This window comes from Photobacterium ganghwense (genome assembly GCF_003025595.1).
Classification (GTDB): domain Bacteria; phylum Pseudomonadota; class Gammaproteobacteria; order Enterobacterales; family Vibrionaceae; genus Photobacterium; species Photobacterium ganghwense.
Map to the genome: position 1 here is coordinate 258,448 of NZ_PYMI01000004.1, position 26,927 is coordinate 285,374.

At 47.5% G+C, this 26,927-nt stretch carries 28 protein-coding genes, 1 pseudogene and 1 riboswitch; of the genes and pseudogenes, 18 read left to right on the forward strand and 11 right to left on the reverse strand.

The window, feature by feature from the left end; translation table 11 throughout:
• Positions 1–135 precede the first annotated feature (135 nt).
• From C9I92_RS15585 to C9I92_RS15605, 5 genes are all read left to right on the forward strand, one after another.
• Positions 136–984: a lipase family protein gene (locus C9I92_RS15585; protein WP_047885935.1), complete on the forward strand. Its 849-nt coding sequence runs from the start codon at positions 136–138 to the stop codon at positions 982–984.
• 177 nt (positions 985–1,161) lie between these two features.
• The gene (locus tag C9I92_RS15590) at positions 1,162–1,890 is read left to right on the forward strand and encodes a nitroreductase family protein (RefSeq protein ID WP_047885936.1); all 729 of its coding nucleotides are present in this window, start codon (positions 1,162–1,164) and stop codon (positions 1,888–1,890) included.
• 90 nt (positions 1,891–1,980) lie between these two features.
• Positions 1,981–2,475, forward strand: coding sequence for a hypothetical protein (locus C9I92_RS15595; RefSeq protein ID WP_047885937.1), 495 nt, complete (start codon positions 1,981–1,983; stop codon positions 2,473–2,475).
• Positions 2,476–2,642: 167 nt separating this feature from the next.
• Complete coding sequence (locus C9I92_RS15600) at positions 2,643–3,182, forward strand: heme NO-binding domain-containing protein (RefSeq protein WP_047886349.1); 540 nt, start codon at positions 2,643–2,645, stop codon at positions 3,180–3,182.
• 2 nt (positions 3,183–3,184) lie between these two features.
• Positions 3,185–4,900, forward strand: a complete 1,716-nt coding sequence (locus C9I92_RS15605; protein ID WP_047885938.1) for an ATP-binding protein — start codon at positions 3,185–3,187, stop codon at positions 4,898–4,900.
• A 61-nt stretch (positions 4,901–4,961) separates the two neighbouring features.
• Here C9I92_RS15605 and C9I92_RS15610 read toward each other — a convergent pair whose 3' ends face one another.
• A complete protein-coding gene (locus tag C9I92_RS15610) occupies positions 4,962–6,143 on the reverse strand; it encodes an amino acid aminotransferase (RefSeq protein ID WP_047885939.1) in 1,182 nt (393 codons plus the stop codon).
• 267 nt (positions 6,144–6,410) lie between these two features.
• On the opposite strand from C9I92_RS15610, the gene C9I92_RS15615 reads away from it, so the two are divergent.
• Both C9I92_RS15615 and C9I92_RS25445 read left to right on the forward strand, forming a co-directional pair.
• Positions 6,411–6,722, forward strand: a complete 312-nt coding sequence (locus C9I92_RS15615) for a DUF3081 family protein (protein WP_047885940.1) — start codon at positions 6,411–6,413, stop codon at positions 6,720–6,722.
• A gap of 487 nt (positions 6,723–7,209) precedes the next feature.
• Positions 7,210–7,383 (forward strand): hypothetical protein, encoded by a 174-nt coding sequence (locus tag C9I92_RS25445; RefSeq protein ID WP_169776041.1) that lies wholly within the window; start codon positions 7,210–7,212, stop codon positions 7,381–7,383.
• Between the two features lie 128 nt (positions 7,384–7,511).
• On the opposite strand, the gene C9I92_RS15620 is transcribed toward C9I92_RS25445, so the two are convergent.
• Entirely contained in the window at positions 7,512–7,910 is a 399-nt protein-coding gene (locus tag C9I92_RS15620) for a VOC family protein (RefSeq protein WP_047886350.1), read from the reverse strand.
• A gap of 301 nt (positions 7,911–8,211) precedes the next feature.
• On the opposite strand from C9I92_RS15620, the gene C9I92_RS15625 reads away from it, so the two are divergent.
• Positions 8,212–9,123 carry a polyprenyl-phosphate transporter gene (locus tag C9I92_RS15625; protein ID WP_047885941.1) on the forward strand — a complete coding sequence of 304 codons (912 nt, stop codon included), beginning with the start codon at positions 8,212–8,214 and terminating at the stop codon, positions 9,121–9,123.
• A gap of 143 nt (positions 9,124–9,266) precedes the next feature.
• Here C9I92_RS15625 and ansB read toward each other — a convergent pair whose 3' ends face one another.
• The gene (ansB, locus tag C9I92_RS15630) at positions 9,267–10,331 is read right to left on the reverse strand and encodes an L-asparaginase 2 (RefSeq protein ID WP_047885942.1); all 1,065 of its coding nucleotides are present in this window, start codon (positions 10,329–10,331) and stop codon (positions 9,267–9,269) included.
• Positions 10,332–10,652: 321 nt separating this feature from the next.
• Here ansB and C9I92_RS15635 point away from each other — a divergent pair, with 321 nt between their 5' ends.
• The 4 genes from C9I92_RS15635 (at position 10,653) to C9I92_RS15650 (ending at position 14,614) form a co-directional block, all read left to right on the forward strand.
• A complete protein-coding gene (locus C9I92_RS15635; RefSeq protein ID WP_146149700.1) occupies positions 10,653–11,165 on the forward strand; it encodes a hypothetical protein in 513 nt (170 codons plus the stop codon).
• A complete protein-coding gene (locus C9I92_RS15640; protein ID WP_047885943.1) occupies positions 11,162–11,752 on the forward strand; it encodes an SCO family protein in 591 nt (196 codons plus the stop codon). The genes C9I92_RS15635 and C9I92_RS15640 overlap by 4 nt, the downstream gene beginning before the upstream one ends.
• A 176-nt stretch (positions 11,753–11,928) precedes the next feature.
• On the forward strand, positions 11,929–12,192 hold the full coding sequence (locus C9I92_RS15645) for an Lpp/OprI family alanine-zipper lipoprotein (RefSeq protein ID WP_047885944.1): 264 nt from the start codon (positions 11,929–11,931) through the stop codon (positions 12,190–12,192).
• A gap of 1,135 nt (positions 12,193–13,327) precedes the next feature.
• Positions 13,328–14,614 (forward strand): cytosine deaminase, encoded by a 1,287-nt coding sequence (locus tag C9I92_RS15650; RefSeq protein WP_047886352.1) that lies wholly within the window; start codon positions 13,328–13,330, stop codon positions 14,612–14,614.
• Between the two features lie 367 nt (positions 14,615–14,981).
• Here the strand turns inward: C9I92_RS15650 and C9I92_RS15655 are convergent, their stop codons facing one another.
• Positions 14,982–16,229 (reverse strand): S1 family peptidase, encoded by a 1,248-nt coding sequence (locus C9I92_RS15655; RefSeq protein ID WP_047885945.1) that lies wholly within the window; start codon positions 16,227–16,229, stop codon positions 14,982–14,984.
• Positions 16,230–16,628: 399 nt separating this feature from the next.
• Positions 16,629–17,120, reverse strand: a complete 492-nt coding sequence (locus C9I92_RS15660; RefSeq protein WP_047885946.1) for a hypothetical protein — start codon at positions 17,118–17,120, stop codon at positions 16,629–16,631.
• 254 nt (positions 17,121–17,374) lie between these two features.
• Here C9I92_RS15660 and C9I92_RS15665 point away from each other — a divergent pair, with 254 nt between their 5' ends.
• Complete coding sequence (locus tag C9I92_RS15665) at positions 17,375–17,938, forward strand: PhnA domain-containing protein (protein ID WP_047885947.1); 564 nt, start codon at positions 17,375–17,377, stop codon at positions 17,936–17,938.
• 88 nt (positions 17,939–18,026) lie between these two features.
• Here C9I92_RS15665 and C9I92_RS15670 read toward each other — a convergent pair whose 3' ends face one another.
• The 6 genes from C9I92_RS15670 to C9I92_RS15695 form a co-directional block, all read right to left on the reverse strand.
• Complete coding sequence (locus C9I92_RS15670; RefSeq protein ID WP_084712606.1) at positions 18,027–18,575, reverse strand: GNAT family N-acetyltransferase; 549 nt, start codon at positions 18,573–18,575, stop codon at positions 18,027–18,029.
• Between the two features lie 130 nt (positions 18,576–18,705).
• Positions 18,706–19,143, reverse strand: coding sequence for a GNAT family N-acetyltransferase (locus tag C9I92_RS15675; protein WP_146149701.1), 438 nt, complete (start codon positions 19,141–19,143; stop codon positions 18,706–18,708).
• Positions 19,144–19,348: 205 nt separating this feature from the next.
• Positions 19,349–19,684 carry a DUF4144 family protein gene (locus tag C9I92_RS15680; protein WP_047885950.1) on the reverse strand — a complete coding sequence of 112 codons (336 nt, stop codon included), beginning with the start codon at positions 19,682–19,684 and terminating at the stop codon, positions 19,349–19,351.
• A 279-nt stretch (positions 19,685–19,963) separates the two neighbouring features.
• On the reverse strand, positions 19,964–20,302 hold the full coding sequence (locus C9I92_RS15685) for a hypothetical protein (protein ID WP_047885951.1): 339 nt from the start codon (positions 20,300–20,302) through the stop codon (positions 19,964–19,966).
• A 2-nt stretch (positions 20,303–20,304) separates the two neighbouring features.
• On the reverse strand, positions 20,305–21,315 hold the full coding sequence (locus tag C9I92_RS15690) for a S66 family peptidase (RefSeq protein ID WP_047885952.1): 1,011 nt from the start codon (positions 21,313–21,315) through the stop codon (positions 20,305–20,307).
• Positions 21,316–21,354: 39 nt separating this feature from the next.
• Positions 21,355–21,774, reverse strand: a complete 420-nt coding sequence (locus C9I92_RS15695) for a GFA family protein (protein WP_047885953.1) — start codon at positions 21,772–21,774, stop codon at positions 21,355–21,357.
• A gap of 532 nt (positions 21,775–22,306) precedes the next feature.
• Positions 22,307–22,403, forward strand: a riboswitch (TPP riboswitch).
• Positions 22,404–22,474: 71 nt separating this feature from the next.
• Between C9I92_RS15695 and thiD the strand changes: the two genes are divergently transcribed.
• From thiD to tenA, 5 genes and pseudogenes are all read left to right on the forward strand, one after another.
• Entirely contained in the window at positions 22,475–23,302 is an 828-nt protein-coding gene (gene thiD / locus C9I92_RS15700) for a bifunctional hydroxymethylpyrimidine kinase/phosphomethylpyrimidine kinase (RefSeq protein ID WP_047885954.1), read from the forward strand.
• Between the two features lie 6 nt (positions 23,303–23,308).
• Positions 23,309–24,064, forward strand: a complete 756-nt coding sequence (locus tag C9I92_RS15705) for an ABC transporter ATP-binding protein (RefSeq protein WP_047885955.1) — start codon at positions 23,309–23,311, stop codon at positions 24,062–24,064.
• 154 nt (positions 24,065–24,218) lie between these two features.
• Positions 24,219–24,947: pseudogene (locus C9I92_RS15710) on the forward strand (ABC transporter permease); the annotation flags it as partial.
• A gap of 35 nt (positions 24,948–24,982) precedes the next feature.
• A complete protein-coding gene (locus C9I92_RS15715) occupies positions 24,983–25,930 on the forward strand; it encodes an ABC transporter substrate-binding protein (protein WP_047885956.1) in 948 nt (315 codons plus the stop codon).
• A gap of 127 nt (positions 25,931–26,057) precedes the next feature.
• The gene (gene tenA / locus C9I92_RS15720) at positions 26,058–26,729 is read left to right on the forward strand and encodes a thiaminase II (protein WP_047885957.1); all 672 of its coding nucleotides are present in this window, start codon (positions 26,058–26,060) and stop codon (positions 26,727–26,729) included.
• Positions 26,730–26,927 lie beyond the last annotated feature (198 nt).

The window sequence follows — 26,927 nt, forward strand, 5'->3', positions numbered from 1 at the left end:
GTTAACCGCATAGCATGACATTTTTTATGTCACCTCAAACAGATTCAAAGTGGGTGTCATCTGTTTGAGATAAATCACCTTTAAGTTGGGAGGAGTCTGTTACATAGCAAGTTCTGCACCCACATCAGGAAATGAATGAAACCTCTTAAACGTTATCAATATGAGCGTTACGCCATCTTGTGTCAGCTTGCCTACCCCACCACCTTTAATCACACGCAATACGGTTTTTCCCCGGAAGGACGCCATGAAATCACTGACCGCTGGGGGCGTACAATCATTCGAGTGCTTTGGGGGGAACACCCGGAGATTGTGGTGGTCTTTAAAGGTTCTCAAAGTATCTGGGACTGGCTAGTTAACCTGGCATTTTTACCCAAGCAATTACCCTATGGGCAGAAACGCTGCCATGTTCACTGGGGCTACTACAAATTGCTGGAGCAAAAAAGTCAGCTACCGCCAGCTGCTGCTGACCCGTTTGTCACTGACAGTATGAATGTGGAATTCCAGCAATCTCAGGAAAGGCAACGCGATTTTGCCAGCAAAACCATTTATGAGCAGATTGAGTCTGTGCTTGAACCTCTGCTGGCACAGGGAAAACGAGTGGCATTTACCGGACATTCTTCCGGTGGCGCGATGGCCATTCTGGTTGCGCACCGCCTGTATCAGCGTTACCCGCACGCCATTAAGCGCATTGTGACATTTGGTCAACCCGCTGCTGGCTTCTGGAATTTCAGAAAGCACTACCCGCTGGAGCAGAGAACATACCGTATTTGCTGCGATTTAGACGTTGTTACCTTTCTGCCACCCGTGCCACTGATGTTCTGGCATGTTGGTAAATTACTGTGGCTTCATAATGGCAAAATTTATGAGGATACGCCGACGTATCAACGATTATACCGCTCTTTGGTCAGCTGGATTTTGCGCCCCATCACCTACCACTACATGAACAAATACATCAGAAACAAAGACTTTTTTGATAAACATTAAACTCCGGGGCTAGCAGTTTGATTTCCCCCCCCGATACCTTTCACCAAGTAAGAAAGTCATTGGTAGCAACGCTTATTTTTGAGTTTTCACACCGTTTCGGGTTTGCCGCCAGGTATCCGTCATCAGACAAAAACGGTATAGTGCCTCCCCCTTAATTTCACGGCTCTTAACCTTGCTATGTCTGCTGAACACCACACTTTTGCCGATATCATCCGCTCCCGCCGCTCAGTTCGTAAATACGATGAGGCCGCAGAATTTGACCATGATGTGGTCACGCGATCGTTGGAGCTTGCTACACTGTCACCTAACAGTTCCAATATGCAGTTATGGGAATTCCACAGAGTCATTAATGCGGATAAAAAGGCAAAACTGGCGCATTATTGTATGGGGCAGAATGCTGCGAAAACAGCCAACGAGTTGGTCCTCTTTGTGGTCACCCCTTACAAATGGAAGCAGCAAGCGGAAATAAACGCGGCTACTATCCGGGAAGCCTTCTCCGACCGTGAAGATGAAACGGCAAAACGCGCACTACGCTACTATGAGAAACTCATCCCGTTTCTGTACAACAATGATCGATTCGGGCTGTTCGGACTGGGTCGAAAAGTTCTGAGCTGTTACATGGGCTTGAGAAAACCGATGGTAAGAGAGGTCAGTAAAGCGGATTTACGGGTTTGCCTGCACAAGAGCACTTCGCTGGCAGCGATGACTTTTATGACAGCCATGCGTGCAGAAGGTTATGACACCTGTCCGATGGAAGGGTTTGATTCTAAGCGCATAAAAGCGCTGTTAGGGCTGCCAAAACAAGCAGAAATCACCATGATCGTCAGCTGTGGCAAGCGTGCTGAAGATGGGATTTATAGTGAAAGACACCGGGTAAACAACAATGACGTCATTTTTAGTCATTAATTGAGCAATTAACCCCATTCCCATACCTTAACCGGATTAATTACGGTAAGGTGTGGGGAAATAAGTAAAAACACAGGGGCAGAAATACTGATGGAAGCACTCATCGCAAAGAAAAATCACTGGATGGACAGCCACATCACCGAAGCCGAATTTCCCACGCCGGAAAGTGAACAGGGTCTCGCGTTGTATCAGGCAAAGCAAACCAGTTTGACCGCAACTTCCGCTTCACATGCCAGTTACGAACCGTCTGCCCTGTCAATCTATCCTGTTGACTGCCACCCTCTCACCATCCGCTATGCCGTCGTATACGCCAGCCAATGGGATGATCAGGATGAACATAGCGCCGTTGTGGAATATCTTACGCAAATCATGTTTGAACCGGACTCTCCCGCCCAGTTATTTGTCGGATTTTTTAAAGGTAAGCCCGCTGCATGCGGAATGTTGTACCACGATCCTGAACTCGGTACCCTGGTCAGCGACATTGCAGCGTTGCCGGTTCCGGCGCAGGACGCTTTATGCCAGGAAATGCGTGACGCTTTGATCGCCAGAGCCGAGGCTGACTCCCCACTGTTCGAGATGCAATAATCCCAACCGCTTTCTTTCACATTTTCATTGCATAAATCTACCCCATTCGGGTAAGTCTTCATCATCAACGCGATGCGACAAAGGTTTGTAATCACTTAGAAATTTTTGACCATCGCTCGTTCCTTTCCCATACTTCAGACAGGAGTATTATGTCTGTCAGGGGTAAAATGAAAGGAATCATTTTTACTGAATTTCTGGATATTGTTGAGCATCAGTTTGGCCTTCAGGTCTGTCAGCAAATGCTGGACGATGCCGGCGATCAGGGAAGTTATACCAGTGTCGGTAGTTATGACCACCGGGAACTGGTCAGGCTAATAAGCAGCCTGAGTGCCATCACCGGACACTCAGTAGCTTCATTACAGGAGCGGTTTGGCGAAGCCGTTTTTCCTCGCCTGCTCAGTAATCTGCCAGAAATGCCCGCCGAACAATACCACACCCTCAGTTTCATCAACCGGGTTGAGGCCCACATCCACACCGAAGTCAAAAAACTCTATCCTGATGCTAATCCGCCAAAGTTTGATTTTCTGTCTCAGACAGAATCGACCCTCATCATGGACTACAAGTCAGCGCGTTGCATGGGCCACGTCTGTCTCGGGCTGATTAAAGGCTGTGCCGTTCATTTTGGTGACCGCATCGCTATCGAGATGATGCCGGTATCAGGGCAGCAGGATCATGTCCGTTTCAAAGTGGAGCGGCTCACGGAGTGACTATGGATTTGCACCAACACATTGCCCTCCTTGAAAAGAAAGTGGAGCGAGAGCGTGAAGCCAGACGAACCGCCGAGAAGTTACTGGAAGCAAAAAGTCGGGAGCTGTTTAACGCCAATTTACTCGTTCAAAAGAGTCTGGACAAACTCGAAGCCCGGGCGGAAAGTGATTCGGAACTCCTGGCTTATCAAATGCGGATTGAAAAGCAGCTGCTGGAATTTGGCCGCAAGTTTCTCAAGCATCCCCCGAATGAAGCCCTGTTTCAGGCGCTGGCTGATGCGTTAGTCGATAATCATACTATTCGCGCCTGCGGGTTATACCTCCGCTGTGAGTTGGATAAGGGACTCAATGTCAGTTATACCTCCGGACGACAACAGAAATGGACCAGCCCTGACACCCTGCACCTGAATGGCGATTACTGGGATGCCAAAGACGGCACGTTATGGTTGTCCTTGTCTAACCACGCGGTCGACGGTTTTTTTGTCACCCGCATCAATACCCTGCCGGAATGGTCTCAAACCATTCAGCAACATATGCACCTTTTTGGGGAGATGCTTCGTTCATCGATTGACCGTCAACTCAAGCTGGAGGAAGCCATACGTGCCAGACAACAGGCAGAAGCATCCGAGAAATCCACCCGAGATTTTCTTGCCATGATCAACCATGAACTGCGAACGCCGCTCAATGGCCTGCTCGGCTCTGCTGAATTGCTTGCCGACACCTCGCTCGATCAGCACCAGCACCGTTTGCTCAGTACACTGAACCATTCCGGGGAGCTGTTACGAGCCATCATCAATGACCTGCTGGATTACAGTAAGATCAACGCCGGTATGCTGGAACTCGCCAACAAGCCATTTGATAGTCACAATCTGGCAACGGTGTTAAACGATATTTTTCAGCACCGAGCCAATGAAAAACAACTGGCCCTGAACATACACTGTCAACCAGACACCCCCCGATGGCTGATCGGGGACGAAGACAGGATTAAGCAGATTTACGTCAATCTTATCGGCAACGCGATTAAGTTTACCCAGAAAGGAGCTGTCAACGCTGAGCTATGCTGGCGAGATAACGCCTTGTCATTCTCAGTAACAGATACCGGTTGCGGCATTCCTGTGGCCAGCCAGCAGGATTTGTTTGAGCCGTTTACTCAGGTCGATAATTCAAGTCAGCGAAATCATGAAGGGACAGGACTGGGGCTGGCAATCTGCAAAAAACTCACGGAACAGATGAACGGCGCTATTGGGGTGAACAGTCAGGAGAACGCCGGAGCCACATTCACAGTTGCCCTCCCCCTGGAACCACATCATGCCGATAATACCACCAATCTAATTTCTCCGGATTTGCCAGGGCCAATTGATGCGCTTCGGGTACTGGTTGTCGAAGATCTGAAAACCAACCAAATGATTATTACACTCATGATGAGTAAATTTGGCATTCAGCCAGTCATTGCTGAGAATGGTCAGCAAGCGCTGGACATACTGAAGAACTCTGAATTTGACATCATTCTGATGGATTGCCGAATGCCCATCATGGATGGATACACCACAACAGAAAAACTACGAAAATCCGGTTACCGAAAACCGATTGTCGCGTTGACCGCCGGCACAACCACAGCGGAACGAGAAGACTGTTTTGCCTGTGGCATGGACGATATTCTGTGCAAGCCCTATCAGGCTTCAGAACTCAGAGAAATGCTGGAAAAATGGGGCGCCTGATGTGCGCCCCATGTGATTAGCTATCGTGTCTGACCGTGCTCAACGGTCGGTACTACCGTTTTCAGGCAGAAACCGTCAGCAAAGCTTTCGCCACGTAATCAAGCTGATTTTCCTGCAAGCCCGCGATGTTTATACGGCCATCGCCTACAGCATAAATGGCAAACTCATCCCGCAGTCGACCAATCTGCTCCGGGCTTAGCCCTGTCACAGAGAACATCCCTTTATGCAGACAGATAAAATCAAACTGCTCCGAGCCCTGCGCCCGTACGGCTTCAACCAGACCATGACGCAGTGATACTAAACGCTGTTGCATTTCAGACAGTTCCTGCTTCCAGACTTTCGTCAGTGCGGCATCATTAAGAACGGTTGCCACCAACGCAGCACCATGATCCGGTGGCATAGTGTAAGAAGAGCGAGCAAGGTTCAAAATACGGCCTTTCGCTTTGTTGGCTTGTTGCAAGGAATCGCTGACCACAATCGCTGCACCAGTACGCTCACGGTACAAACCGAAGTTTTTAGAACAGGACGTTGCGATCACCATTTCTTCAACGTTATTAGCCAGATGCTGCAGACCTGCAGCATCCTGCTCCAACCCGTCACCGAACCCCTGATACGCGATATCGACAAATGGCAGGAAACCATTCTTATTCGCCAGATCGGTAATAGCCTGCCAGTCCGCGAAGGATATATCTGCGCCGGTCGGGTTGTGGCAACAGCCATGCAGCAGAACGACATCTTTCGGACCAGCTTTAGCCAGCTCAGCCAGCATTGCGTCACTGTCCACCTGTTTGGTTTCAGGATTAAAATACGGATAAAAACGTACTTTCAGGCCAGCAGCTTCCATCACAGGCTTGTGGTTAACGTAACTTGGATTCGTGATCCAGACCGTTGTATCAGGCTGCGCCAGATGCATCAGATCCGCCAGCATACGCAGTGCGCCGCTGGCACCCGGCGTTTGAACTGCAGCTGAACGCGAATGTGCCGATGTACCAGTTAACAACAAATCCATCATTGACTGGTTAAAAGGTTCACTGCCAGCCAGCCCAACATAGGCTTTGGTTGTCTGGTTTGCGACAACCTGTTGCTGCGCCAATTGCACAGCTTGCATGATAGGGGTCTGCCCCTGATTATTTCGGTAAACCCCAATACCCAAATCGACTTTTTCTTCACGCGGGTCTTCACGAAAAGCCAGTGTCAGGGAAAGTATCGGGTCCGGTTGTGCTTCGGCTAGCTGCTTAAACATAATAAAAATTCCGTTTTATGGTGATTTCATTCTTCGTACTATCAAGCTACCACTTCATTTGCCTGCCGTCACCTTGAAATGAAGAGGAAAATCAACATCAAACGCAATTAAAAAAGTTGATCTGGAATAAGGATTTGACAGGTTGTCTTGCAGCCCATACAGCAGAATCTAAATTTAAAAGTAGGAATAGAAAATTCTGCGATATTTGCTACCCGCTATCGGCCCTGAATGTACCTGCATTCATCGACAGCAGAGATGGAGGCTATTATGAAAAACAGCGTTGATGTACGTACCCTTTTGAGTGTCTACGAAAAAATAAAAACCCAGGGAAAACCCATAGAATTCGGCAGTCAGCTGGAAGATATTAAATGCACTGAAAGTCATGATGGCTACTCTGTCAGCCTGTCGGATGAGCATGTCAGCCTGGATATCAACTTCCACAATACATATCACTTCCATACCATGAACGAAGACCCTGAATCAGTGATCAATCAAACGACCACAGAGTTTCACAATAACAACGAGACTCAAATTCAGGCATTCCTGAAAAAACTGGAAGAAATTGACAAGAACTATTGAGCTAAACATCTGATCTCAACATCGGTGCCGATGACATGGGTGGTCACGGCACCGACTGAGTCACTTTCCCACTCACTTTCATCGCTTGAACATCATACTGCTTATCATAACTCGCTGGCTTATGCTCACAGCATAAACCACGCATAATTTTGCCACTATGATTATGGGTAACTACCCACAAATTTTATAAAAACACGTATTATTGCAGTATAAATTCGCACCAAAATCGCAAATCCATTCCTTTTTGACATCGCTCTAACATTATTCTGACAGTTCCCCTACTTTCCTTGATTACTCTTATTGATAACTTACAGTTTTAAAGAAGCAATCATAGAAAAACGCGTGAGTCCATTCAGAGATGGTTCATGACAAACACTGTAAGTTAACACTGAGACTTTTCATCCAAGCAATGATTGTAATCGGCATAACACCTCGCCTGTATGCCCCCATCAAGCGGCCAGGTCAATGCCTTATTAAGGAAAAAGCAATGTTTGCAAAACAGTTAAAATCGAATGAAGCAGATACTGTGATCCGTGCGCTTGACGAATGCTACCGCCGCCTTAAAGCCGCTGACATTTCCGCTAAAGAGCTGACCCAGGATGGTTTCACGCTGATGTTCAAATCAGCCTATCAAACCGTCGCAACCAAACGACACCACTAGCAGTTAACATCGCATACGGCTGATTCTTTACTGGTTCAGGTCCCGACCTGATGTGATCGGTATCGATAGATACAAACAAAAAAGCTCAAGGATATCCTTGAGCTTTACTTCACATTCCCGGTCTGCAATCACTTATCCCAGTCGCGGTTTTGAAGCACAACACGGTAACCGTCAATGTCTTCAAAAGTCTTACCGACCTGTTCCCAGTATGGATTGCTTGATTCAACGACGCTAAAGCCTGCATCAATCATGCTGCGACAAGCGCGCTCCCAAGCTTGGCTGCAATCAACATAAAACACCAGCAGATGCTCCTGAGTCGGGGCTTTACCTACTTTTGTTCCAATCTGATGCACAAATTCCAGGTGATAAGGGTGCTTTTTGTGTCCGAGCACAACACCGTCAAAGCCTTCGTGATCTTTGAATTGCTTTAGCATTTCAAAACCCAGCGCTTTGCTGTACATGATGGCAATATCATTGACATTGTCGGTTGGTCTGACAACGCGAAGTGTCGAATCTGTCGGTATCATATTGAACTCAAACTCCATTTTCTTTGGAATGCATTATTTTATGCTTCTAGTTGAGTCTATTCAACTAAGTTGATAATACCTTCTGTACATTCCTTGAATTTAGTCACACAAATATTGGGTTCTAATGATTTTTCCCGGGATTTATACTGTTTTGGCTCAGGAAGTCCAGTTATCCCTATGAACAATTTACCGCGCCGAGCCAGACATCTGACAACCTCTTAACATGAAAAACCCGACCAATTCTTTATTAAACAGGTATAATACCTCCAGTTTTTTATTATTGATTCGATTACAGAAAAGCATGAGTAAAGTTCTTACGTTTTTGAAAGGAATGGCAATGGGGGCAGCAGACGTTGTTCCTGGTGTGTCTGGCGGCACCATCGCCTTCATTACGGGCATATATGACACCCTGCTTGAGAGTATCCGCCGTGTTAACCCGAGTCTGATTGGGCTTTGGCGACGCGAAGGCTTTAAAGCCGCATTTGCCCATATTAACGGTACATTTCTGATCCTGTTGCTGACAGGTATTCTGACTAGCATCTTCACGCTTGCCCGTGTCATTACTTGGATGCTGCATACCCACCCAATCCCATTGTGGTCATTCTTCTTCGGACTGATCATTATTTCCGTAATTCACATGTTCAAGCAGGTCAGCCAGTGGGGTTTCAGCCGCCTCGTTGCTGTCGCACTAGGCGCCTTGTTTGCCTTCGGCATTACGGTGTTGCACCCGCTGAACCTGGAGCCGACCTCGCTCAATATTCTCCTTGCCGGCTCTATCGCCATTTGTGCCATGATTCTGCCGGGGATTTCAGGTAGCTTCATCCTGTTACTGCTTGGCATGTATACCCCGATTCTTGGAGCTGCTAAAACGCTGGATATCACCACCCTGGGACTGTTTGCTACTGGCTGTGTCATTGGCCTGCTGACGTTTTCCCATGTTCTATCCTGGGTACTACGCAACTATCGGGACATTGCCCTGACATTTCTGACTGGCCTGATGATAGGTACTCTCAGCAAAATCTGGCCGTGGAAACAAACACTGACTTGGCGTACAAACTCCAGCGGTGAACAAGTGCCCCTGATTGAACAGAACCTGTCCCCTCTCAGCTTTGAACAGCTAACCGGCCAGCCTGCACTGCTGGGCTATGCTGTTCTGGCAATGATTGTCGGTATTGCCCTGGTATGGGGGCTTGAAAAGCTCGCAGAAGATTAAGGTATACCTTTAATCATTCACCAAAATACAAAAAGCCCGGACTATGCCGGGCTTTTCTGTACCTGAACTGTGCTTACTGAAAACTGTACTTACTGATACTCACTACAGCCTGAACAAAGCACTCGCAATCGTTCACACTGAAATCAGTAATACTGGAACATCTTCTGCACTTCACGATAGTCCTGAGTTTGTGTCAGAGACAGCATAAGCAAGATTCTGGCTTTCTGCGGGTTTAGCGTACCGGACGCAACAAAGCCATATTTCTTATCGTCCACTTCTGCATCCAATGTTGTGGAACCCGCCCCCGATCTGGCACTGCGTACCACCATCACGCCATCTTTACTGGCTTTTGCCAGTTCATCAAATACCGTGTGGTACATATTACCGTTACCGACACCGGCGCTCACAATTCCGTCGAAGTTAGCTTCAACCATGGCTTTAACTGGCAACGCCGAGGCATTCGCATAGTTATAAACGATACCGACTTTCGGCAGTTTATCGAGTTTAGTCACATCGAAAACCGTTTCCGATGTGTGCTTACGTTCCGGGCTACGCTGGTAGCTAACGTCGCTGTTGTGGATATACCCCAACGCCCCCATGTTTGGTGAGCGGAAAGTATCAACGGCAGTGGTATTTGTCTTAGTGACGTCACGTGCATCAAACACCGTATCATTCATGGCAACCAGTACACCGCGTCCGGCAGAGTCTTTATCAGCCGCAGTCACAACTGCATTGTATAAGTTGACCGGGCCATCCGCGCTCATTGCGGTTGACGGGCGCATTGCACCAACCAACACAACAGGCTTATTACTTTTGATTGTCAGATCCAGGAAGTATGCTGTCTCTTCCATAGTGTCTGTGCCATGGGTGATCACCACGCCATCAACATCATCTCGCGCCAGCAATTCATTTACATGTTTGGCCAGTTTCAGCCAAACCTCATCGTTCATATCCTGCGAGCCAATGTTCACAACTTGCTCGCCGCTGACATCCGCAATTTTGGTCATTTCGGGTACAGCTTGGATCAGTGACTCAACACCAACCTGTCCTGAGGTATAGCTGGATTCTGTCGCTGACTGTCCTGCACCGGCGATAGTCCCACCAGTTGCCAGAATTTTGATGTTAGGTAAGTCGTTAGCTGCGAAACTGAGGGAACTGAAGCACAGACCTGCAACCATTATTCCCAGAGACACTTTATTCTTCTTCATCGGAATTATCCTGTAGCAATTTATGTATTTGATTGGAATCGGATCAGGATATTATTCCTATTGCGTAATACTTTTGAGGTAGAGGTCACTTTTCGTATTCTTCTTAAAGTGATCCTGCTAGCATTTTCCTGAACACAGCTCAGAACACCAACAAGGTGATAACACGGATGTTATTAACGTCAAAAAGGCATTACAGACATCCAGTCACAGCAACAATTCCCCCTTTTTATCAAAAGCCTCCTCACAAATTGCACATATCAGCACCGTGACTCGCCTGCTCAGTGATATGATTCGCGCACTGTTTTCTGTTAGGTCTTTGAAATGAAGCGACATCTGAATCATCCCGTACTCCTTGCCGGCGCATGTGTACTGGGGTTTGGCTTAACATACTGGATGGGGAAAAATGTCCTGTCCGGCTCGCTTGGGGATAGCATGTCCTCTCATGCACAGCAAACCTCGACGGCAACACTGATAGCAGGTGTACCTGATGAGGAGATTTGTGCGCTATCGACAACCCCCTGTCACACAACCTCAGCACAGCTTGAGTTGGACACAGATATTGTTCGCCCGATGGCACCAGCCAACCTCTCTGTTACCTGGCCAAAACTTGATAACGATATTCAAGAACTCATAGTGGAACTCGAAGGGCATGAGATGATGATGGGTGTTTATAAGGCCAAGTTGACCCGAGAATCTGACAGCCCACTTTTTCGAGGTGAGCTGATGCTGCCTTTCTGTGTGTCAGATGCAATGACATGGAAAGGGCGGATTATACCCACTACGATCAATAATGATTATCAGCCGCAATATATTTCAGTAAGGATGAAACAATGAAATACCAATGGATAATTCTGGCTTTGGCGCTCGCTGCCGGCCTTATTACCAGCATTATTGTTGATAAGCAAAATCAGACCGCTGCAAAGCCTGAATATCCTATGAATATTCTGGAAAGCGGTAAAGAAGCTATCGATTTATATAACAATGAAGATTCACGTATCCGTGTCGTTTATTTCGGATATACCCATTGTCCGGATGTCTGCCCTACTTCTCTAGCTGTACTTTCGGCAGCATTGCAACAATTAAATGACGATCAACTTCAACGTGTCTGGCCTGTCTTTATTACTCTTGATCCAGAACGTGACACAGCTGAAAAAAGTGCTCAATATGCGCAATATTTCCACAAAAATATTACTGGGATGACGGGGACAGATGAGCAGATTAAAGCCCTAGCGCAAAAATACGGCGTGTTATATATGCGAACAGAACTGGAAGGATCGGCCCTTGAATACGCTGTCGATCACAGCTCTTACTTCTATTTCCTGAAACCTGACGGTTCGCTAATCGAAAAAGTGCAACACACACTCAACCCGAAACGCCTGGTTGATACCATCGAACAAGTCTTACAAGGCAAAAGCTCGTAACACCGCAGACCGCATTTTTACGCTTGTTTAGGCGATGATTCTCACATTTGAGAGAAAAAAAATCGCGTTAAATTGATGTTCAAGCAGCAAATTTCACAAGTTCTGCCATACTAATTCTGCCGACTGAATCTTTTAACACTCGGTCTGTAGTGGCAAACAAAGGAGAATTAAGAAAAATGAACCGTTCATTATCTATCCTTACCGGAATCATCCTGAGTGCGACGCTAATTGGCTGCTCAAGCTCAGACGAAGTAGATCAAATGCAGCAACTCACCAACAAAGTCGATATGCTTTCTGATCAGGTTGGTGCGCTACAAAGCCAGCAAGATCAGATGGCTGGCGCTGTAAACGATGCACGCGCAGCGGCTGATGCTGCTTATCAAGAAGCTATGCGTGCCAACCAGCGTATTGATAATATCGCTAGTTCTTACAGAAAATAACTAAACAGTGGCGCTCTGGCGCCACTTTTTTTGCCTCCACCCTGCCACTCTCCTCTTTTCAAGCCTCAGTTAAATTCAACTAACCGATAAACCTTAATACACAAAAAATTACGTCATATCTATTTTTACTCATTTTTGTATGCCGCCTCAGATGTATTATTTGTCTACTGGTTCACAATAACCACGTAAAAATTATCACCACTTTTGTTCAGTTCCCAAATATCATTCAGGGTGAACTTACATGTACACTCTTGCCGTTTCAAAGCCGTCATTCCCCAGAGCTAAATGAAAATTGGTCCTCTGAAAAAATATTAGGTATAGAAAATCATCAGACAGAGCCATTAACCGAAAAATACTTCACTCGGCACGTAGAAACCCAATGACTCGATGCCAGGAGCCTGGCTAGCCCAAAGCCTGCACATTAATGCACGGCCCTCCATCCCGTTGCAGTCGATAACCTGACGAAATCAACACGTGTAAAAACAAACAATATAAACAAGTGAGCCATTTCCGAGCACCACTTACCTGAGTGTGTTGGTCTCCGAGGCACATCATCTTTCGTTCAGTACCATTTAGATATCTAACAAATTGGACACCAAACCCGAAAAAATCATCACTTTGTGAAATTTCCACTCAAGATGTCGATTAATTGAACTGCATCAAGGGTGTTGAATTTACATCATTTTTCATTATTCAAAGGTATTGACTTTGCGGAAAGCAGCATGGCTATTAGCACCGGAGCATTTCCCACAGAGTTACTCACAACTTTTGTGGATAAGAGAGTTATCCACAGGTAGAGAGCTCACAGTTTACCCCCAGAGCATTAAGCCAGTATTGCATTCTGTACTTTCCTGTTTGGCCAATAACACGCGGCCGTAAAAACACTTCAATGCCCTCCGTTACAATCAACAGAGCCCACTATCACCTTGTTGGGCGCACATCAAACATTTTTCCTTCCTCTTCTCCCCATTTTCATTCCGGCATCACAAGCAAAGAGGTCGTAAAAAAGATGGATGAGATACCATATTCAGCCCCTTTTTGTGTTGGATTAATAAGGTGTAAGCGATACTGAAAAGATACGGCCAGCAGTCTGGAAATACTCAGAAACCGGAATTACACATAGGGACGATGAATGATGCTTAAAGCCAACCTGTTGATAACCAATGTCAGCCTACGTGGAATCAGCGGCTTACACCAAATTCTTATAGAACAGGGAGTGATCAGCCGCATTACTTCCATGGATACCAAGCTTAACTATTCAGGCACGATACTGGATGGCGAAGGCGGCATGGCAATGCCCCCGTTTTGTGAACCTCACATTCATCTCGATACGACACAAACGGCGGGAGAGCCCAACTGGAACCAGACCGGGACATTGTTTGAAGGTATTGAACGCTGGGCTGAGCGCAAAGCACTCCTCACCGAAGAGGACGTAAAACAACGCGCCCTGAAAACCCTAAAGTGGCAGATAGCAAATGGTGTTCAGCATGTTCGCACCCATGTGGACGTCTCTGACCCGACTCTGACTGCCCTAAAAGGGATGCTATCACTGAAAGAAGATCTAAAAGAGTGGGTTGACCTTCAAATAGTGGCTTTTCCGCAAGAAGGGATTCTCTCGTACCCTAATGGAAAAGCACTGCTGAAAGAAGCCGTTGAAATGGGGGCTGATGTAATTGGCGCAATTCCGCACTTCGAATTTACCCGCGAGTACGGTGTTGAATCTCTTCACTATGTGTTCGAGCTTGCCCAAAAATACAATACGCTTATTGACGTACACTGTGATGAAATTGATGACGAACAATCACGCTTTGTGGAAACCGTTGCTGCCTTGGCCCACAGGGACCAAATCGGTCATCGGGTCACTGCCAGTCACACCACCGCCATGCACTCGTATAATGGCGCCTACACTTCACGACTGTTCAGACTCCTCAAACTCTCCGGCATCCATTTTGTGGCCAATCCACTGGTAAACATCCACCTCCAAGGAAGATTTGACGATTATCCGAAACGACGAGGCGTCACCCGTGTCAAAGAAATGCTGGCCGCCGGAATCAATGTCTGCTTTGGCCATGATGATGTTTTTGACCCCTGGTATCCACTGGGAACCGGAAACATGCTCCAGGTACTGCACATGGGGCTTCACATCTGTCAAATCATGGGCTACGAGCAATTAAATCAATCTCTTGATTTAATCAGCACCCATTCTGCACGCACCATGAACTTACAGGATAACTATGGCCTGGATGATGGTAAACCCGGCAATCTGATCATACTACCGGCTGAAAATGACTTTGATGCCCTGCGTCGGCAGGTTCCGGTTCGTTACTCTGTCCGACACGGAAAGATACTTGCACAGACAACGCCGGCGTCGACCAGCATCTGTTTGAACGGAAAGGATGAAATGGTCAGTTTTCAACGCTGAGAATCTGTACGGCAAAACACTCAGCCAGGCTATTCAGTAGTCACTGAGAATATCGAGAAAGGATTAAGGCGTAATCTATTAAAAATGTCACTTCCTGCCGTTCAGAATAGCCAACTAAAAAAGCGTTCTGGGGAAATTTATATAGAAATAGCTCTGAGCCATTGAGAATAGCTCAGAGCTATTTATAGTGATCATGCAGTCATAGTGGCGATGCAGATAGCTACCTTACAGATAGCTACCTTGCAGATGGCTACCTTACAGCTAACACCTTATGACAAATAGATACGTCTTAAACCAATAGATCCCTCACAGGCAGCCGACATCAAGGTTTAGGCCCTATCGATTTCCTATGATTGTTTGCTTGCTGTTAACGATGACGAAATCGTCGCCAGCCTGCGACCACCAGCAATGAAAACAAGGCTCCCCATGAAGCAGTACCGCCACCACCCGATGAGATATTACAGTTGCTAGGACTGATGCCTTCGACACTCGGATTACATTCGCCAGTGATTTCCTCGTCTTTGCCGCCCGGCGTCCCCCCCGTACCACTATCACTGCCACCGCCTGTGCTGCTGTCATTGTTCTGATCAACAATAAAATCAGGTTCCGTGATGATTTGATCCGGGATCTTTCCGACGTTTTGCTCGATCCATTCAAAGTAGGTTCCTACACGGGTGTAGAATCCTGGGCGGGAATACGATCCACATACTGGTGTTCCGGCGGGACCTCCGCTAACGATGCCCAGCTGTAACCAGTTACCGTTAGCATCCTTTGCTCTCAACGGTCCACCACTGTCCCCTTTACAGGAATCAGCACCATGCCCAAGGGGTTTTCCTTCATCATCAAACAATGCCTCTGGTGGCATAGTACAAATCTTGGTCCGGTTTAGCGGACTATCGATAATGTAGTGAGCTTGGTTGCCTAGTTCCAGGCGCTCGAAACACTCATCAATCGGCAGGTATGCAAGCTCTGCTTCCATGAGCCGCTCAGCGATACCGGTGCCATCAGGCTTGATCGAACCCCAACCTGACACTTTAGTATTTTTCGGACGTTTAGAATCTTCCCATTCATCGGCCAAGCGTCTATCCAGCTCATCTGCCATAAGACCATTGGTCAACTGAATCGGCGTCGCTTTATACTCAGGTACACTTTGTTCCAGCCGGAGCAGAGCAATATCATTATCAAGCGCCAACGACAGGACTTCAGTGACGACTGAACCATCCGTCTGGGAAGTCACTTTCACCGTTGGCACTGGCGAATAAGCCGGATGGACAACCACATGCGTGATGGCATAAAGGTTGGATGTATCTTCAACATCCACACTTTTTGAACCGATCATCACATTCAGCTGATTTGGCGCCAAGACGAAAAAACCTTTATCCCCCGAATGAACCAAGCAGTGCGCGGCGGTCAGCACCCAATCTTTGTTGATAAGGCTGCCGCCACAGATATGGCTGGTATCTGCCTGGGTGAGCCGAATCGAGGCCATCCAGTTCTGATCATCTGTTGCCACTACTGGCTCGCCACCAACCACATAGCTAGTCACATCAGAAGCCAGCGAGTATGGCGTGTTCAAGGCAGCCCCGATCGCCAGTAATAAAACAGGTAATTTCATGAGATTGATTTCCAAGACAATTTAAGCTCGGGGCAATGTATCAATCTTTCAAAGCAAATTACTGATATTAAGTAAGGCCTGCGACTGAGTAGCTGAATTTTATTGAAGTCCGGAAGTGACGTTTCCAAGAAGCGTTATATGTCTCGCAACTTGAGGAGCCGCCTCATAATGAGGCTGAAAAGAACAAGTATGCAGGGGCTAATTCGCAGGCCAATGCTACGTTAGCATCAGTAACATTAGCATCAACTACGTCAAGATCGGTGACAAAAAAAGAGGTCACATCAACATACATTGCTTGGACAAGATGAGAGCATAAGAACAATTTGCCGTGGCGGTGCCTGTTTCAAAGTTCCAAGGGAAGACGCCAGCACGGCAAATTCAAATCAAAGCTAAGCTAAGCTATTGCCCAATAACTGAGCAAGCCACCTCGTCGATATCAAATGACGCATAGGTATTGCCTAACAGTTCCGCGGCGAGTTTGGGATAAAAACCATTGTCATACGCTAATTTCACATCACCGATACTGATTTTGTAAATGGTCAGTCCTACCGTTTGAACTTCCGGCGGAACACAGGTTTTATTGCCTTCTTCGCCAAAACAGACGTCGCCATTACTGGTATCGATGGCACCGCAGGATGTCTCTTCAACGTCAATGCCCAGAGATGCAAGTCGTTGAGCCAGCTCATCCGGTGTTCCAGCCGGAAAATCATCAGGAACCGTAGTGCCTGTCTCATTTTCCAGTGTTGCCAGATCCTTGAAACGGTCTTCACCATCAAGTTTGGCCGACGTAACAGCATAAACATCAGCTTTTCCTGTCAGCGTATCTTTAACATCATCGTCATTACATCCAGTAAGTCCCAGAATACAAAGCAGTACAGCCAGCTTTCTCATAGCATCCCCTGATAGTCTGTTACCTAAATGACAGTTCATTTCTTGTCATAGAAAGCTTAGCTGTTACCACAAATTTATCCCAGTTTAACGCAGGATTTTACTGATTCCGACTGCCGGTGTTACGCCCGATACGCACTTTACTGTTGTGATCTTGATCTGGATTCCTTCCCTTTCTGGGATTTAATGGCATAATATTAAACCGAACAACACACTGTATGTGAAATTACCATTACACAATAACGGACAATTTTCCTATGAGTATCGAATCTATTGTTAAGCAGCGTTCTGGTGAACAATGTGAGCTTTGTACCTCCACTGAAGGCCTGAGCGTTTACGAAGTACCAGCGTCTCCAGATGCAACAGCTGGTAGCTGTGTAATGGTTTGTGAGAAATGCCGTTCAGAAATCGAAGATGCGGAAACATTGGATCAAAACCACTGGCGCTGCCTGAACGACAGCATGTGGAGCCAAGAACCAGCCGTTCAGGTTATGGCTTACCGTATGCTTAACCGCCTGGCTTCTGAAACCTGGGCACAAGATCTGCTGGATATGATGTACCTGGAAGAAGACACTCGTCAGTGGGCTGAAAAAGGTATGTTGTCTGACGAAGACAAGCCTCGCGACGTTAATGGCGTTGAGCTGAAAAAAGGTGACGATGTCACTATCATCAAAGATCTGCCGGTTAAAGGCAGCAGCATGGTCATCAAACAAGGCACTGCGGTTCGTGGTATCAGCGTGACAGATGATCCTAAACACATTCAGGGCAAAGTTAACGGTCAGACAATGTTCATCATTGCTGAATACTGCCGTAAGAAATAAGCTATTTTTCTTGATTTAAAAACAGGCACCTAAAGTGCCTGTTTTTTCTTCTGCTTAAGGGAAAGACTCACGTCATCATATTTTCGGATCAATATGAATGTGAAGACTGCCAATTTTTTATCAGCAAACCATACAATGCAGAATCTGATACTTTGCCGTCAATAATCCATCTTTCAGGCAGGTACCCTTCCTTTATAAAGCCCAAACGTTCCAGCAATCGAGCGGAACCGAAATTCGCAGGATCAATTTCCGCTTCCAATCTGTTCAGGGCCATGGTTGTGAAAGCGTATGTCACAAGAGCCGATGTCGCCTCCAGCGCAATGCCTTTTCCCCAACTTGACTTTGCGATTCCAAATCCTAATTCAGCCCGCTTCGATTCCTCATGTATTTTAAACAACATACATTTCCCATGCAGCTCACCTGAATCACGCGCAAAGATACCCAACGTCAGGCTTTCCCTGCGCTCATTTTCCAAATGGGCATCATGGATAAATGCATGTGCTTGATCGATAGTGCGCCACGGTGAACCATCCCAATATTCCATAACTACAGGGTCAGAAAATATATCTAATAAGGAGTCACTGTCTGTGTGTACTAATGGACGTAATACGAGTCGTTCTGTTTCTATATTTAACACCGTTCTTCCCTCAGCTATTTAGCAACATTCTCAAACGCATTTAAAACAACCACTATTGAAGATGGATAATAATGGTATTCATACTGTGGATAAAAATGACTGAATTTCTTGCGTTTGGACGAATAACGCCTTACATCACACTAGTGAAATCGTAGAAAAGATCATCTTCGCTGAGAATCTGTAAACCCAATGACTGATATAACGCAATAGCAGGAAGATTATTTTTAAACGCACTCAGTGACAATACCTTATTTTTTCTATACGCTTCTTCTGATAACCGAATTAAAACCTTTCGCCCAATGCCTTTTCGTTGATACTCAGGAAAAAGAATCAACAAATGTACATGCAGGTGAGTGTCAGTGTATTTATAACAGACATAACCACATCGCTGGCCATTTTGCGTTAGCCAGTAAAACCAATCTGAGTGAAGCCTGTTTTGGTATCTCTCTTGCTGAAAGTCTTCGTCCCATCCAATTGCTTCAGAAATAATTGGCATCATACCTTGTTTATAAAAAACGAAGGTAGATCTGACATCCTCTTGGTCCATCGTTTCAAAATGCACTTCCACCAGACATCCACTCCTTTTGCTGAAGATAAATAAAACAGATATTGTCAACGCCGCACATATCCAGTACGACTTACCATTAACGTCAAAACGTCGAGGGTACAATTAGCATCAGAAACTTATCCATTTCCGGTTCACTGACACATATCGCCCTTTCCATCCTGTTTCATTTACTTATTGGTTATTCTTTTCTGCGCTCTATATGCATTTAAGCCATTTCATCCAGAGCCCTGACAGCCTCTTCGATCGTTGCAAAGTTGGATTTCGCCGCACAACAGAAACCCGAGCATGATTGATGCAGCTGCACATAACTCAACATTTCCGTCAACGTTAGTTGACGCCCGGTCGGTATCAATGCCGCCTGCTGGCTAGCCAATGCTTGCGGTACAAAGAGCATTCCTTTGGAATCAATCAGAACATCTTCTTCCTGATAACCCAGCGCATGCAAGTCAGTGTCTTCGGCCCATGCTTGCTCACCAGAAACATATACCAGCTCAGAATCACCGGCATATTTGAGCACCGCAGGCCAATTAACGTTTGTCATGTCGCATACCTTGAACATGTTTTAACAACTTTATTAATCTCACGATCTGCATAAAAAGACTAAATCACAACGCCTTATCCCTGTTAAAAACAGAAGCAACACGCCTGATGGCTGGCAGTATAGCGAATTTTCTTCGCCGCTGATGTCCTACACTACTAATGTTCTACACTGCTAAGGTTCTACACTGCTAAGGTTCTACACTGAAAATGTTTTACACCACGAATAGTCCGCACTGCTAAACGGTCAAGTCGACTCTCCAGATGCTGACCGTTTGACACTTTACCCACAACGTGATTTCTCTACTAACACCGCATGACGAAGACGGTAGAGGTTCATCGCGGGCAGCACAATAACAGCTTCCATCGGGGTAAAGAGCAAACATGATAGCAGCGTTTCCTTAAATCCGATGGTATTGACACACAGACCTCCTTGTTTGGCTCTTTGATATAATCGAACATTCGCCCAAAACAGCACCAAAGCAAGATCCCCTAACACCAAAAGATAGCCCAACAGCCATTTCGGGCTATCAAAACTATATAAAATCAAGAGGGTAATACTGATAGCAAGCAGAATCCAAAGGCCGTATAACCCCAATACCAAACGATAGAGGTTCCGCATCCTCACTGTTCCAACCACGGTCCCCGCAGCGATACCGTTTCGGCATCAAAATCAATATCAGCTTTGACACCCAATGGCGTCACTAACATCGGATGTGTATGACAACTGTCAAAGCCATTGAGAATGGGCATTTCCTGATCGTTCAACACTTCCTGCAATACTGCCAGAGGGGTACGTCCGGTTCCTCGATGATTAAAAAGCTCATGTTTACCCAAAATAATGGCGGAAACACGATCAAAAACGCCGCAAAGCTTCAAATGACAAAATGATCGCTCAACGGTTTCAATTCCTTTCAGTGAGTCTTCCAGCAAAAGAATGTCACCTTCCCTAACCTCTGGCATAAACTCACTGCCCCAAATCCCTGTCATGGTATTCAGGTTACCGCCAATGATTCTACCGGACACCGTTCCTGTACCCAGAAACTCCCACCGATTGTCATGGGTTGACTTCGGCGCAGTCTGTTTTTCCCAGTCAATCATTTCCTCGCTCCACTGTGCAGGCACACTGTAGGTAAAGGATTGCTGACGTTCAGCACATAGCAAATCACGAAAGGATGCAAATGTTTCATCCACCAAAGGGGGAAGCTCACCCATCGAGGCCACCAAAGCCGGACCATAGAAGGTAATCAGGCCAGTTTTGGCATAAATACCGAGCAGTAACGCGGTGACATCGGAGTAACCGATGATGATTTTGGGATCGCGTTTCAGCGCCTCATAGTCAATATACGGCAATAACGCATTACTGTTACTTCCCCCAATTGTCGACATAATGCAGCGTATACTCGGGTCACGAATCAATGTGTTCAGTTCACTTACCCGCTCCGCAATCGTCCCCGACCGATAATGATCGCTGCATCCGGTTAATTGTCCGGCTTTGAGCACAAACCCTTGCTGTTCAAGATAGGCTTTTGCGCGCATAAAACGTGTTGGGGCAAACGCGGTGGCTGGGGATGAAGGTGAAAAGAAACCAATCGTATCTCCAGCTTTCAATGGCTTAGGTAAAATAACGTCCATGTTTTCTCCGTACTACGTGGATATTGAATAGACTCGATATCAGGCACCAGGTTGTTTATCAAATGTCGGCATCCCTTCCGGAATCTGGTACCAGCTCAGTTTTTCACTGACCCAGACGTGCATGGTCGGCGCAAAAACCGTATCGTCAATCATACCAACCGGTTTCAACTTCAGCTTGATAACGTCCGGTTCTTCCGGATTGAAATGAAAAATCCGATTTCCACAGCCGGAACAAAATTTAGCGTTGTTTCTGTTGCCACTCTCAGCCAAGCGTCCCCACTCATGCATCGTCCCGGAAAATTCAATGTCTGCGGCGGACACAATTGCTGTCACACTAAAAGGGCTGGTTGCCAGTTTCTGGCACTCACGACAGTGGCAGGCAATCACTTTCTTCGGTGGCGCTGATAATTTGTAAGTGACCTGACCACACTGACAACTTGCTTCGATCGGATAGCCCATTTTCATTCTCCTTCATGACGGGATATACAGATATGTCATTTTGCAACCAAATATTCATCACGATGAATATTCCTTTGCACTATGCCTGAGTCGCCGGTTCTTGAAAAGGTGAGGACACATTTAATTCCCAGCAAGTTCGCCCCCAGATTCTGAGAGCAATGACGCACCCCCCATCAGAAGGAAACATTCATACACAGGCAGCTCCCCTATTAAGGTTGCAGGTAAGGTTACAGGTAAGATTGCAGGCTTATCTCCCGGCAGCAGAGAAAACGGGTGAAAACAGAGCAAAACCAATAGAACGTTTTTATCGCAACAGATCGCAAAAATGGAATACCGCACTGCAGCTAATACTTTGAAAGGTTGAGGTTGATCGAGCGACAGGCAACTAACAATAGACATGTTGAAACACAGAATTTTCATCTGTTGTTATTGCTGATTGTTCTAAAAGGTGTTTAAATCAATTTACTTCAGGCGTAAGTCTGAAAAACAATTTAATATTTTCCGGTTTTCGTTTATCTACCGGAAAATCGAAGACTGTTAGTCGGGGAGCCTTGTGCTGAGACCACTCTGTGGGACCCGTTGAACCTGATCCATTTAGCAATGGCGTAGGGAACTAGCTGAATATCAGATCCCACTCTCCCTCACCGGAATCACTGGGCATATCTCTGGCATTAGCTACCTACGCAAGACTGAGGTAGTTATGGCCAATATTTCCAACACTCCAATTACACTCACTATCGCAGGCTCAGACAGCGGTGGTGGCGCAGGCATTCAGGCCGACATTAAGGCTATTTCAGCCACAGGCGGCTACGCCTGCTCCGTTATCACCGCCCTGACGGCACAAAACACCAAAGGTGTGACCGGCATTCTGGGTATCGAGCCGGCATTCGTCGAGCAACAACTTGATGCCGTATTCAGTGACCTTCACATCAAAGCCGTAAAAATCGGCATGCTCAGCGACACGAACATTATCCGTGCCGTCGCGCGGAAACTGCGCGAATTTCAACCTGAATTCCTGGTCATTGATCCGGTCATGGTTGCCACCAGCGGGGATCTTCTGCTGCAGGAAGATGCCATTACCACGCTGAAAACGGAATTGCTTCCTTTAGCCACAGTGATCACCCCCAACCTGCCGGAAGCCGCGGCACTGACGCAATTACCGATCCCAGAAAATGAATCGGATATGGAAGCGATGATAGGTGCGCTTCGCACATTAGGGGCACAATCTGTGCTGCTCAAAGGGGGACACCTGGAGAGTGACAAGAACAGTACCGACCTGCTAATCACGGACACCGATGTTCTCCGCTTTAGCCAACCTCGAGTTGCAACACGTAACACCCATGGCACAGGGTGTACTCTGTCAGCCGCCATTGCTTCGTTTCTGGCTCAAGGCTACCCACTGGCGAAAGCTGTGGGGCACGCCAAGCAGTACATCACACTAGCCATTCAGCATGCAGATGCGCTGACTATCGGTGAAGGACATGGCCCGGTTCACCATTTTTTTGCCGGTCATTATCAACCTGAGTGATCCCGTATGAGTCAATTGTCAACTGGGTGTTCCGTAGACATCCGGCAACTCACCCTGCGGTATCGGGATGCCAACCAACCGCTCTTCTCGTCTCTGGATCTGTCTCTACCGGCGGGTGAGTGGACCTGCCTGCTCGGCAGAAGTGGCTGTGGCAAAACAACCCTCCTCAGATATCTGGCCGGGTTATTGGAAGATCAGGTTGAATGGACGGGCAAGCTGACACCGCACAACCACCAGCCGACAGCGAATAATATTGCTTACATGGCACAGCAGGATTTACTGCTGCCTTGGCTCAACGTACTGGATAACGTCTGCCTGAGTGCCCGTTTTAATCAGCCACATAAACCTGACTATGACAAAGCGCGGCAACTGCTCGCGGCTGTTGGACTGGCTGAGCATGCATCTGCCATGCCGGATCAATTATCCGGCGGTATGCGTCAGCGCGTTGCGCTGGCGCGAACACTGATGCAGGACAAACCACTGGTACTGATGGATGAACCCTTCTCCGCTTTGGATGCGGTTACCCGCCATAAGCTTCAGACGCTTTCCGCTACTTTGCTGAAAGGCAAAACCGTTTTGTTGATCACGCATGATCCGCAGGAAGCATTGCGGCTCGGTCATCACATTCATGTGATGTCCGGTTCTCCAGCCCGTTTGGAGACGCTGACTGTACCCCATACGCGGCCGCCAAGAACCTTTGATGCAGAAATGGCTGAGCATCAACAGATGATTATCACTCAGTTGGAGAATGATTATGGCTGACGGTTTCTCGCCTTCACTCAGCAATGAAGCTGTACAAAGCAAAAAGCCCGGTACAGAGACGCTACAGAATCCGCTGATGCTACAACGCCATAGTGCCGATTCTACGCGTAAGAACCTTACAGGTCGTCAAACTGCCGGGCTTGGGATGCAGCTGATGCGTTTCGGGATCAGTGTGGCTGTCATTCTTGGTCTCTGGCAGTCTTGCGTCACCCTGTTTGAGCTACCGCCTTTTATTTTGCCAGGTCCTCTCGCCGTGTTTACCAAGCTGGTAGAGCGCTTTGATGTGCTGTGGCAGCACACACTGGTGACCGGCAGCGAAGTGATTCTTGGCCTGATGCTGGGCCTGACCATGGGACTGTTTTTCGCGCTGCAGATGCTGTTGTTTGCACCGCTGCGCCGTTGGTTATTGCCGATTTTGATCACCAGTCAGGCAATTCCGGTGTTCGCAATCGCGCCTATTCTGATGCTCTGGCTGGGGTATGGTATTGCATCAAAAGTCGTCATGGCAGCACTGATTATCTTTTTCCCAGTCACAACCTGCTGTTACGACGGGTTACGGCACACACCTCACGGTTACCTGGATCTTGCCAAAACCATGGGAGCAACGCGCTGGCAACTGTTGTGGCGAATCCGACTACCTGCTGCCCTGCCTGCCTTAGCGTCCGGTATTCGGGTTGCTGTCGTGGTCGCGCCGATTGGCGCAGTGATCGGAGAATGGGTCGGCTCCAGTGAGGGACTGGGCTACATCATGCTCCAGGCCAATGCCCGAATGTTTGTTGATGAGATGTTTGCCGCCCTGTTCATTCTGGCTTTCTTCTCGGTCACCCTTTACTTCGCAGCCGATATGCTGCTGAAAAAAGCCATTCCATGGCAAAAACAATAACGTCATTTCGCTTGCACAATCAAAAGGAATACACAATGAAATCCCCGATTAAACCGTCTCACCTGTTAGCGACGCTGCTGTCCCTGACAGCCTTCAATGCGGCCGCTGCCGAAAAAGTGACCCTAATGCTGGACTGGTTCGTAAACCCGAACCACGGCCCAATTATTCTGGCAAAAGAAAAAGGCTGGTTTGCCGAACAAGGTCTGGAGGTCGAGATTCAGGAACCCGCCGATCCGAGTGTGCCGGACAAGCTGGTTGCCGCCGGTAAAATTGATCTGGCCGTGTCGTACCAGAGCACGCTGATTTCATCAACAGCTGCCAAGCTGCCGCTGGTTCGCTCTGCCACACTGATTTCCGGCCCGCTGAACTCACTGATTGTGCTGAATAAGTCGGGAATTCACTCTCTGGCCGATCTGAAAGGTAAAAAGATTGGTGTCGCCATTGGCGGAAATGAAGATGCCACCATCGGCACCATGCTGCGCTCTGCCGGTGCCGAGATGGATAACGTCCAGATTATCAACGTAGGCTGGGCACTGTCTTCATCTCTGGCTTCTGGCAAAGTAGATGCCATCTGGGGCGGATTACGCAACTTCGAACTGAACCAGCTTGAGCTGGAAGGCTACGAGGCGACGGCCTTTTATCCGGAAGAGCACGGCGTTCCTCCTTACGATGAACTGATCTTTGTCGCGAACAAGAACAAATACGATCCTGAAGTTATCGCCAAATTCAACCAGGCGCTGGAAAAAGCCACGGTTTACCTGATCAACCACCCGGAGCAAGCCTGGAAAGAGTTTGTAGCTTACTCTCCAGACACACTGAACAATGATCTAAACCGCCACGCCTGGGAAGATACCCTGACCCGCTTTGCGCTGCGTCCGGGGGCCGTCGAGCTGAAACGCTACGATGACTATGCCGCCTTCATGAAAAAGTTCGACATTATCAAGAGCGTACCGGCCGCTAAAGACTATGTACTGACGTTCTGATTCACCTCGCAGCCCGGCGCAAAACCAGCAAAAACCGCAAACAGCAATTTGCCTGAGTTTAGTGTGATAAGCCGGCACCGGGCTGCGTGCCTTGGCGATAACAAAACACAACCAAGAGAGAATACTGATGGACCATAAAGAGCTGATTCAATACTGCCAACAGGACTGGGCAGAATACACCGAGCACGAATTCGTTATTCAGCTTGCGCATGGTGAGCTGAACAAACACGCCTATCTGCATTACCTGAAACAAGACTTCCTGTTCCTTAAGCACTATTCACGGGCGTATGCGCTGGCCATTTACAAGTCAGTCACGCTGGAGGAAATGCGAGAGCCCCTACCTAGCCTGACAGCTCTGCTGCAAACCGAAATGTCACACCACGTGGCATATTGCGGCACCTGGGGGCTGACAGAGCGTGATATGGAAGCCGAGCCGGAAGATTTTGGTACGGTCAGCTACACCCGCTATGTACTGGATACTGGTATGGCGGGAGACAGAACCGATCTGTTTGTAGCTTTAGCGCCTTGTGCTATCGGCTACGGGGTGATTGGCCAGCAACTACTGGCTAACAACGAAACCGTATTGGAAGGTAATGCTTACCGGAGCTGGATTGAGCTTTATGGCGGCGAAGAATTTCAGGCAGGGATGGCAACAACAATTGAACGCCTGGATGCGATGCTGAAAGAAATTCCGCTTAACAGCCAGCGCGGGCAGCGTTTGTGTGAGATATTTAAAACCGCAACCCGCATGGAAGTCGCCTTCTGGCAACAGGGCATGAATGCCGCCCAGCCGATTTAACGGCAGTATCCTGGGTGTGTCTGTTCAGATCAGAGGGGGCTATTCAGCCCCCTCTCTCAAACGCCCTGTCTATACGGATTCCGACCTTATCGTCGCAGCATTTATCTAGCCTTTAGTGGCGGCGATAAGGTGTCTGAAGCGACAAGGTTTCTGAAGCAACAAGGCAATTCAGCCGATATGTTAACTGGCTTGTTGGCC